The following is an 8888-nucleotide window of genomic DNA, read 5'->3' on the forward strand; positions in this document are numbered from 1 at the left end:
GGGGTCGGGCGAGCGACCCCGCCCGGGCCTCGGTCGGCACTGCAGCCGGCGGATGGTCCGGCCCGGGTCGGGCACGCGGACTGCGGCCGGATCGGCGGATACGCGGCACACCGATCGCGGCGGCGGTGCCCGGTCAGGCGTTGACGAAGATGACCGTGTTGCCTTCCGGGTCCTCCAACTGGAAACGCTCACCGGTCTTGTGCGGAATCATCTCGCCCGCACCGGCGTCGGCCAGGGCCTGGTGCGCGCGGGGGATGTCGACGTCCGTGAAGGCGATGCTGATGGGCCGGTCCGCCGGCTGCGAGGTGACGATGAGCTCGCCGCCGTTGCCGGTGGCGAAGACGGTGTGCACGTCGCTCTGCTCGATGACCTGCATGTTCAGGCGGTCGCGGTAGAAGGCCGTCATGGCCTCGACGTCCTTGCAGTGCATCTTCGTCACAGTCAGGTTGCCGAACATGTCCTGATCCTTTCGGTGAGGGGAGGATGGGGCTCACACGCGGGTTCCGCGGGCGTACCGGCCGGGAGGGCCGGTCACCCTGGTCCACCGGGTGCCCACATAAGTAAACTACACCGTGCAGTGCACTTAGTACACCACTCGGTGTACTTTTTTGGGAGGAAGCATCGATGTCGAGAGAGGAAGCGGCGCCCGCGCGCCCGCGCCGCGGAAGGTCCCCGAAGCGAGAGGCCATCGCCTGCGCCGCCCGCGCCGTGTTCGCCCGCGAGGGGTACACCCGCGCCAGCGTTGATGCGATCGCCGCGGAAGCCGGTGTCTCCAAGCGGACCATCTACAACCACTACAAGGACAAGGAGGAACTCTTCCTGCTGACCATCCAGGAGAGCGCCCAGGCCGTCGGGGCCGCGCACAAGGAGCTGATCGAACGCCACCTCGGCAAGGTCACCGACCTGGAGGCCGACCTTGTGGCGTTCGGCCGTGCGTGGGCGATGCCACTGACCGGGTTCGAGAACCACTTCGCCCTGGTCCGGGTCATCATCGCCGAGGCGGCACGCCTGCCACAGGAGGTCGTGCAGGGCTGGCAGGACGCGGGCCCAGGGCCAGTGATGGAGGAACTGACCAGTTACGTGCGCAAGTTGGCAGACCAGGGGCTGCTGGTACTGGACGACGAGGAGCGGGCGACGAACCACCTGATGCTGCTCGTCAACACCGACATCCTCGAACGCTCCTTCCACGGCGCCATCCCGCTCGCCGACGCGGAGATCGATCGGCTCGTCACCGACGGCGTGCGCACCTTCCTACGGCTGTACGGACCGGAGAGTCCGCCCCGTCCCTGAGCCGCGGCGACGGCGACCGTCAAGCCACCGCGCGGGGCATGCCTCCCCACCGCCGCAGGCCGGGCCGCGGTCGGATGAGACGCGGCGCGGCGGGGCGGCCGATCAGCCGCGTTCCGGCTGGGCCGCGGCGGTCCGCATGGTGAAGACCTGGTCGAGGCCGACGATCCGCAGCACACGGGCGGTGTTCGGCGGGACCTCGGCCAGCACGACGTCGGCACCGGCGGCGCCGGCGCGGTTGCGGGCCACGAGGAAGGCGGTGATGCCACTGGAGTCGCAGAACTCCAGACCGGCCAGGTTCAGCACCAGCAACTGGCCGCTTTCCAGGGCGATTTCGTCGAGCGCGGCACGGAACCGCGGCGCGGTGTGGAAGTCGAGGTGGCCGGCGACGTGCAGGACGGGGCCGGACGTCGTGTTCTCCGTGGTGAGGGTCAGCGTGCTCATGTGGACTTCTCGGACGGTGGGGCAGGGACACTGACGGCGAGCAGAGCGGTGTCGTCGTCCAGGCCGTCGCCGAAGCCGTCGAGCAGGACGGCGAGGGCCTCGACGAGGCTACCGGCATCAGTCGGCGCCATCTCCTCGGCGAGGGCCAGCAGGGAGTCGTCCCCGTACCGGCCCGACTCGGTACGGGCCTCGGTGAGTCCGTCGGTGTGGAGCAGGAGGGTGTCGCCCGGGCCCAGTTCGGTACGGGCGACGGTGAAGTCCGCGGTGGGGAAGACACCCACCAGGACACCGCCGGGTGTGGGAAGGTACGCGGCCGTGCCGGCGCCGCGCAGCACCAGCGCCGGCGGGTGACCGCCGCTGGCGAGGGTGACGGCGAAGCGGTCCCCGCCCGGTTCGATCGCCTCCAGCACACCGAAGATCGCGGTGCAGTAGCGGGGGTCGCCGCCGGCGTAGCGTTCGTTGAGCACGGTGTTCAACGTCTGGAGGACCACCACCGGGTCGCAGTCGTGGACCGCGGCGGCGCGCAGTGTGTAGCGGGCCAGGGAGGTCACCGCCGCCGCCTCGGGTCCCTTGCCGCACACGTCTCCGAGAAAGAACCCGAAACGGCCGTCGCCCAGGGAGAACAGGTCGTAGAAGTCGCCGCCGAGGTGGTCCGAGGACGCGGTGTGGTAGTGGGCGGCCGACTCCAGTCCGGGCACGGCGGGCAGGGCCGGCGGCAGCAGGCTCTGCTGGAGCGTCGAGAGGACGCGCTTCAGGTGCTCGCGGTCCTGCTCGGCACGTCGCTGTGCCTCCTCCGCGGCCCGGCGGCCCCGGAGCAGTTCCTGCTCGTAGGCCCGGCGGTCCCGGGCGTCGCTGACGGTGGTGCGGATGAGCATGGGCGCACCGTCGGCGCTGGCCTTGACGGTGGAGGTCACCAGTACCGGGAGGCGGGAGCCGTCGGCGGTGCGCATCTCCAGCGCTATTCCGCGGACCTCACCCTGCATCCGCAGCAGTGGTGCGAGGTGCGTCTCGTGGTACAGCTTGCCGCCGACCGTCAGCAGGTCGACGAAGGTGCGGCGGCCCACCAGCTCCTCCCGGCGGTACCCGAGCCAGGTCAGCAGCGTGGTGTTGATCCTGGCGATCGTGCCGTCGAGCAGCGTGGACAGGTATCCGCACGGTGCGTTCTCGTAGAGGTCCACGACGCTGTCCTCCAGGAGCGAGGTGAACGCGACGTCCGGTCTTCCGCCCTCGTCCTCCGCCTCGGAACGGCGGGGGCCGTGGTCCGCACGGCACATCACCGCTCGTCCCGGGTGAAGGCGAGAAGCGCTTCGGCCGTCGCCTCCGGCGCACTCAGCTGCGGGCAGTGCCCCGTCGCGTCCAGTGTCACCAGGCTGCTGCCCCTGATCGCCGCATGGGTGTAGGCGCCCACCTCGCGCGGGGCGATCGCGTCCTGCGCGCACTGGACGATGAGCGTGGGGACCGCGACGGACGCCAGTTCCTCGCGGCTGTCGCTGAGAAAGGTGGTGTGGGCGAAGACCCGGGCCATGTCCGGATCCGTGCGGCAGAAGCTGTTGGTCAGCTCCTCGCCGAGCTCCGGACGCTCCTCGTTCGCCATGATCACCGGGGCCATGGTGGCCGACCAGCCCAGGTAGTTCGCCTCCAGCGACTCCAGCAGCTCGTTGATGTCCGCAGCGCTGAACCCGCCGCGGTAGTCGCCGTCGTCGATGTAGCAGGGGGACGGCGTCACCAGGGCGAGCTTGGCGAACCGCTCCGGTTCGAGCGCGGCGGCCCGGACGCCGACCATCGCACTGACCGAGTGCCCCACGAACACCACGTCCCGGAGGTCCAGCTCCCGGCAGACGTCGAGCACGTCCTGGGCATAACCGTCCAGCGACGAGTACCTCTCCTCGTCCCACGCGGAGAGGTCCGACTGTCCGGCACCGACGTAGTCGAACAGCACCACGCGGTGGTCGCCGGCCAGGGCCGGCACCACCAGCCGCCACATGTTCTGGTCGCAGCCGAACCCGTGCGCGAGCATCACGACCGGGCCGTCCGGCCTGCCGGTGACGGTCACGTTGTTCCTCGCACGCACATCCATACCCGTCAGTCTGCCACTCCCGGCCGAACGGTCTGCCACTCCCGCCTGCTCACGCGGGGCCCCGCCCCCGGACCGCACGCCGCCCTGCGCCCGCACCGCGGCGCGGAGCTGGCATGATCCCCGGATGGGGCAGGCGGGGAACGCGGTGCGCACGGGCGCCCATCTGGCCATGGTGTGGTGGGTCGGCTCGCTGGTCTCGGGCTTCCAGCTCCTGGTGCTGCTCGCCGCGCTGTTCACCGGATGGTCGACCTTCGCCCTGGTCGCCGCCGTGGTGGTGCCCTCGGCGGTGGGCCTGCTCGCATGCGTCGGGCTCGGCGCCCGCCCCCTCGTCCCCTTCACGCGCCGGACCCGCGGTCTGTGGCGGTGGGCGGCGACCGTGTACGGGCTGGGCACGATCGGCTCGGTCGGGGCCCTGACGGTGGTGCGTGAGGTCGGCTCCGAGGGCAGCGGCCCGCTGCTGTTCGCGGCCGGAGGGCTCTGCCACGCGCTCGCCGCCGCGCTGCAACTGCCGGGCGCGCGGACCCGGTGGGCCACCCTGGCGGTGGCGGCAGCCGTCGCAGCTGGCACGGCGTACGTCGTCCGGGACGCCGCGACACCTCCCACGCTGGCGCAGTGGGTCAGCGACAACAACGTGGACACCGCCCTGATGCGAGTCGGCGAGCCGCCGCCCGGTTACACGCTGGACGTCACCGGCGCGGGCAGCGACGGGTTCGGTGCCCGGTACCAGCGGACGGGCTCGGCGGGGTTGCACCTCCACGTGGCACGTGTCGGTCACGACACCCGGCGCACCGACTTCCGCGGCTGCCCCGTCCCGCTCGGTGAGCCGGTCCACTGCACGGACGACGGCGACGGCCGTCTGCTGGTGGTCCACGGAGACGGTGGCGACACACGGCGGGAGCTGCGCCTGCGCCGCGGGGGGCTGGTGCACACCGTGACCTTCGCGGGCTCCGCGGCCGACCTGCCCGCGGCCCGTCACGTGCTGTCGACGCTCCGGCCGGCCACCGACGCGGACCTCGCCGGTCTGCCCGAGCGGCTGGGCACGCGCCGCTGATCTGTGCCGAAGCACCATAGTCCTCACCAGCGGCAAGCGAAGCAGGGGCGAGGTCACCGCGTTCGGCTTCTCGCGGGCAAGGCGCCGGGCGGCGGCCCTCGGCGATCACAGCCGAATATTTCGTGCGCCCTACGCGAACCCCGCCCCCTACGATCACCTGGTACGACTGCTGGAGGGGCGGGAATGCTTGAGGACATCGAGGACGGGACAGCAGCGACGCGGCTCGCGGGAGGTGCGCCGCTTCAAAACACGCTTGATGTCACCGACCCCGCTGACTGGCTCGCGCTGGACGCAGGAGTGCGTGAGGCGGCTTGGCACCGCCCGCGGTTCCTGCCGGGGTGGGAGCACTCCGCCCCGCTGCCCGCGGACCTGGCTCAGCTCAGCGAGTCCCGGCTCGCACTCGCCCTCTGCCACCGCGACGGGCGGATCCGTCAGAAGGCGGTGCGTCAGTCGCTCCGGTACCCCGGCCTGCTGCCGTTGATCGTGATCCGCTGCGCCGATTGGGCCGGTCCGGTGCGCGAGCACGCCCGGCAGTTGTTGCGCGAAGCCCTGAACGTGGACTCCGCCCTCAACCTTGCGCCGCTCATCCTCCGCGTCGGCCACCGCGACAGAGGTGCCTTCGGCGTCGATGTGCTCGGCCAGATACTGCGCCAGGCATCCCCCGGGCAGCTCGCTGTTCTCTTCGCTGACCCCGACCGCATCGTCCGGCGGTTCGCGTACCGGCTGGCCATCGAGGTCCGACTGCTCCGTCCCGCTGAGCTGGCCCGCGCGGCCGCCCGGGACCAGGACACCGTGGTCCAGGACCTGTGCGCCACAGCGGCGCTCACGGCTCTGAAGGATGGGGATGCCTACGAGGGTGTGCTGCCTCCACTGCTGTCCGCACGCAACCCACGTGTCCGTTCGGCCGGTGTCACCGCGCTGAGACTGGCGGGGCAGTCACAGCAGGCGGAGCGGTTTCTCAGCGACCGTTCCGCGCTTGTGCGCGCTTGTGCCCGGTATGTCGTACGGCAGCAGGGTGGTGACCCGGCGGCCTGGTACCGGGAGCAGTGCACGGCACCGGACGACCCCGAGTTGCCGCCCGGTGCGGTCATCGGGCTGGCCGAGTGCGGGAACCGCGCGGACGCCGGGCTGCTGCGACCGCTGCTCGTGCACCCGGCGGCCGGGGTGCGGGCGCGAGCGGTGGCAGGGTTGCGGGCGCTGGACTGCGCGGATGCGAAGCAGTTGCGGCCGCTCCTCGACGACCCTGCCGCCGGGGTCGTCCGCGAGACCGCCGCCACCCTGCTGCCCTCGGCCAGGGAACTGCCCGCCGACTGGCTGCTGGAGCGCACCAGCTCCGAGCGGCCGCGGCACGTCCGCGTCGGCGCATTCCGGCTGCTCGACGAGCGCGGCGGCATCGTGGCGCTACGCGCGGCGGTCGGTCTGCTCGAGGACCCGGACATGAAGCTGCGCACCTGGGCCGCGCAATCGGTACAGCGCTGGCACCCGTCGCCGGACGGGCGGCGCGGCGACGCGGAGGTGGGTGAACTGCTCGACCGGAGCCGACACCTCTTCAGCGACCACATGCTGCGCCGGCGCAAGTGGGAAGCCGGACTGGACAGCTGAGACTGCATCGCGGTCCACGACTCTGCTGAGCGCTCGCCGCCCGGTGGCCCTGGCGACAGCACGCCTGCGTTGGTGACAACTACCGTGCTTCCGCTCCGGCCGGGTGGCTGATCCGGCACGGCCCTCCCCCGCCGGGCGGCGGCGTCAGAAGCCGATTTCGACGTAGTCGATGTCGGTGAACTCGACCAGCAGGTCCTGGGCGCGGCGGCCGCGGTCCTTGAAGTAGATCTCCTGGAGCCCTTCGGCCGCGATGTCCCGCAGCTGCTGCTCGGTGGCACCGGCGTCCCGCGCCTCGAACAGGCGGGCCGCGTAGGCGGGGGGCAGCGCCTGGGTGATGAGGCGCAGCCGGCCGTCGTCGGTGGAGCCGGGCGCGGCGGTGTACCCGAACCGCGCCCGGGTCTCGATGACGATGCCGCTGGTCGTGGCCGCCTGCTGCTTCGCTCGCGCCCGGACCCTGGGCTGCCACCGCTTGCGCACCTCGTCCCGGAGCCGCTCGGCGAGGTCCCTGCGGGGGCTCTTGATGGTGCCCTTCAGGTAACGCTCCACGGTGCGCTGCGTCACCCCGAGCTGCTGCGCCACCACTCGGGTGGACCCTTTGGCCTGTCTCACCAGGAACCGCATCTGCGCGCCTGCGGACTTCGGCTGGGGGCGGGTCGTGGTGTTCGCCTCGGCCTTGTCGAGGCTGTCGCCGATGATGCCCATGGGGTGTCCTACTCTCCGTCGGCGGCGGCGTCGGTGCCCTTGATGTGGCGGGCCGGGTTGTGTCCCTCGTCGAGCAGCTGCACGGCCCACAGCAGGTCCTGCGTGCCCTCGTGCTTGACCATTCCCGGGCTCACCCCGAGCCGGAACGAGCCCGGCGCGGGCTTGCCCTCGGCTGTGCGCGGCAGGACGTCGAGCGGGGTGGGCCCGTCGGCGAGGTACACCGCGCAGTCGGACAGCAGCGCCACCGGCAGCAGGGCGTCCTCGGCCAGACGCAGGTCACCGACCGGGGCGGGGGCCTGCTGGGTGGCCAGCGCCGTCTTGAGGATCTTGCGGTGCATGTTGACGCGGGCAGTGGAGATGACCGCGGCGCGGATGTCCGGTCGCCAGGTGGGCCGCTCCAGCGCCGGCCAGCGCTCGCCGTACCTGTGGGCGACGCCCTGCGGGCGCTCGCGCAGCTTGCCGATGCCCCCCTTGACGGTGGACTTGATCGCGGAGAGGACGGCCGCCGCGTGCGGGTCCCGCTCCGCGCACCCGTCCATCGCCTCCAGGAACACGGCCTCGTCGAGGCCGGTGACGACTCCCAGGTCGGCCATCGTCGCCTTGTAGGCGTCGGCAAGGTGTTTGTACCAGGGGTCGAGGTAGGGCCCGGCCTCGGGTCGGATCCACGCCTCGACGGGCTTCAGGGTGACGGGCAGCCGGTAGGTGTCGATGAGTTCGGCCGCGTACGCGACGGTCGGGGTGGCGTACCAGGCCGGGCCGGTCGGGGGCAGCCCGTCGGGGGTGAACGGGCTCGGCAGGCGCGGGTCGGTGGTGATGCCCGACAGGTCCACCAGCCACGACCCGGGAGTCTGCTTGTCGAAGGCGGGGGCCCGCACGTGGACGGGGGCGCCCAGGCCGACCAGGAGACGGTTGGCCGCGGCGAGGAACGCGGTGTTCACGTCGATGCCGACCGCGTAGCGGCGGCCGCACTCGGCGTCGGTGAGCAGCTGCGGGTCGCGGATCCAGTCGAACGCCTCCTCGTCGAGCACCTCGGCGGGAGTGCGCTGGTGGCCGCGCGGGTGTCGGGCTGCGACCACGGGGTGCTCACCGGGTGCCTCCGGCGGGGCGGGATCGACGGGTTCGGTCAGCGAGCCGGGATTCGGGCCCGCCACCCACGTGCCCGTCTCCTCGTCCTTCACCGCACGGGTCGGGGGACGCAGCGCCGTCATCAACTCCAGGCCGGACACGGCGGTGGAGCCGCGCGGGGTCAGCACGCGGGTGGCGTACGTGCCCAGCACGGTGGCGAGTTCGGGCGGCGGCAGTCGCTCGGCGTCACCCCATGAGCGCGGGTCGAGTGCCCCCCAGGGCAGGACGGCGAGCTGGACGCACTGGCGTCGACCGCCCGTCGCGGGACGGTAGATGCGCGCCCAGGGGCCGAACCCCCGCCGGGTGAGTTGCCAGGTGGCCTTGGTGAGCTGCCGCACCACCCGGTGGTCGGCCGGGAGCCGCAGACCGCGGCGGTCCTCCAGCGCGGCGGGCAGCCCGAGCCGTTCGGCTGCCGCGTCGGTGAGCACCAGGAGGGGGTCGGCGTCCTTGCCGTTGCGGTTCAGCCGCGGTGCGCCCAGCCGGGCGTCGGTCAGCGCCCACTCGACCAGCGGGACCAGGCTGTCGGCCGGGCAGTCGAGGACCAGGCCGCCGACGCAGTACGCCGAGCCGTCTCCGTCCAGGACGGCCAGCGGCCCGTGG

At 72.2% G+C, this 8888-nt stretch carries 9 protein-coding genes; 3 read left to right on the forward strand and 6 right to left on the reverse strand.

The features are described 5' to 3' along the window. Positions 1 to 133: 133 nt before the first annotated feature. On the reverse strand, positions 134 to 457 hold the full coding sequence (locus ACYVE9_RS09180) for a VOC family protein (protein ID WP_461027254.1): 324 nt from the start codon (positions 455 to 457) through the stop codon (positions 134 to 136). A 167-nt stretch (positions 458 to 624) separates the two neighbouring features. On the opposite strand from ACYVE9_RS09180, the gene ACYVE9_RS09185 reads away from it, so the two are divergent. Then, positions 625 to 1290, forward strand: a complete 666-nt coding sequence (locus tag ACYVE9_RS09185) for a TetR/AcrR family transcriptional regulator (RefSeq protein WP_461027255.1) — start codon at positions 625 to 627, stop codon at positions 1288 to 1290. A gap of 102 nt (positions 1291 to 1392) precedes the next feature. Here ACYVE9_RS09185 and ACYVE9_RS09190 read toward each other — a convergent pair whose 3' ends face one another. From ACYVE9_RS09190 to ACYVE9_RS09200, 3 genes are read right to left on the reverse strand one after another with little or no spacing between them, the layout of a single operon-like run. Further along, positions 1393 to 1731 carry an STAS domain-containing protein gene (locus tag ACYVE9_RS09190; protein WP_461027256.1) on the reverse strand — a complete coding sequence of 113 codons (339 nt, stop codon included), beginning with the start codon at positions 1729 to 1731 and terminating at the stop codon, positions 1393 to 1395. Continuing rightward, a complete protein-coding gene (locus ACYVE9_RS09195; RefSeq protein ID WP_461027257.1) occupies positions 1728 to 3005 on the reverse strand; it encodes a PP2C family protein-serine/threonine phosphatase in 1278 nt (425 codons plus the stop codon). Before ACYVE9_RS09195 ends, ACYVE9_RS09190 begins: the two co-directional genes overlap by 4 nt. Further along, positions 3005 to 3808 carry an alpha/beta fold hydrolase gene (locus tag ACYVE9_RS09200; protein WP_461027258.1) on the reverse strand — a complete coding sequence of 268 codons (804 nt, stop codon included), beginning with the start codon at positions 3806 to 3808 and terminating at the stop codon, positions 3005 to 3007. Before ACYVE9_RS09200 ends, ACYVE9_RS09195 begins: the two co-directional genes overlap by 1 nt. Before the next feature lie 124 nt (positions 3809 to 3932). On the opposite strand from ACYVE9_RS09200, the gene ACYVE9_RS09205 reads away from it, so the two are divergent. Both ACYVE9_RS09205 and ACYVE9_RS09210 read left to right on the forward strand, forming a co-directional pair. Beyond that, on the forward strand, positions 3933 to 4859 hold the full coding sequence (locus ACYVE9_RS09205; protein ID WP_461027259.1) for a hypothetical protein: 927 nt from the start codon (positions 3933 to 3935) through the stop codon (positions 4857 to 4859). 183 nt (positions 4860 to 5042) lie between these two features. Beyond that, on the forward strand, positions 5043 to 6461 hold the full coding sequence (locus ACYVE9_RS09210) for a hypothetical protein (protein ID WP_461027260.1): 1419 nt from the start codon (positions 5043 to 5045) through the stop codon (positions 6459 to 6461). A gap of 144 nt (positions 6462 to 6605) precedes the next feature. Here ACYVE9_RS09210 and tpg read toward each other — a convergent pair whose 3' ends face one another. Continuing rightward, on the reverse strand, positions 6606 to 7163 hold the full coding sequence (tpg, locus tag ACYVE9_RS09215) for a telomere-protecting terminal protein Tpg (RefSeq protein WP_461027261.1): 558 nt from the start codon (positions 7161 to 7163) through the stop codon (positions 6606 to 6608). Between the two features lie 8 nt (positions 7164 to 7171). Beyond that, positions 7172 to 8888: telomere-associated protein Tap (gene tap, locus ACYVE9_RS09220; protein WP_461027262.1), on the reverse strand; the 1717-nt coding region annotated here is incomplete at its 5' end.

This window comes from Streptomyces sparsus (genome assembly GCF_054776295.1).